This window comes from Paenibacillus sp. KS1, from assembly GCF_001680695.1.
Taxonomy (GTDB): Bacteria; Bacillota; Bacilli; order Paenibacillales; family Paenibacillaceae; genus Paenibacillus_B; species Paenibacillus_B suaedae.
The window spans coordinates 1-238 of record NZ_MAIS01000388.1; the positions used below are offsets into that span (position 1 = coordinate 1).

General features: G+C 55.0%; 1 protein-coding gene. It reads right to left on the reverse strand.

Annotated features, from left to right (window positions below; all coding sequences use genetic code 11):
• Nucleotides 1–238, reverse strand: a 238-nt coding sequence (locus BBG47_RS28765) for an RHS repeat-associated core domain-containing protein (RefSeq protein ID WP_139070866.1), incomplete at both ends; no start/stop codon positions are given.

The window sequence follows — 238 nt, forward strand, 5'->3', positions numbered from 1 at the left end:
ATACGCATACAGGTTGAGACCATCACCACGGTACTCGTCCTCTTGTGTAAAGCGGGCAATGACCGGATTGTAGAACCTTGCGCGCAGGTAGTACTGCTGCGTAATAAGATCGAACTGCTCGCCTGCGTAGCGGAAGCGGTTCGGAATGCCCTCTGTGGCAGATACCGTCTGGCCGAAGGCGTCGTACTCATAGCTGTTCAGGATACCGCCGAGACGGTTCGTGATGCGCACAACATCT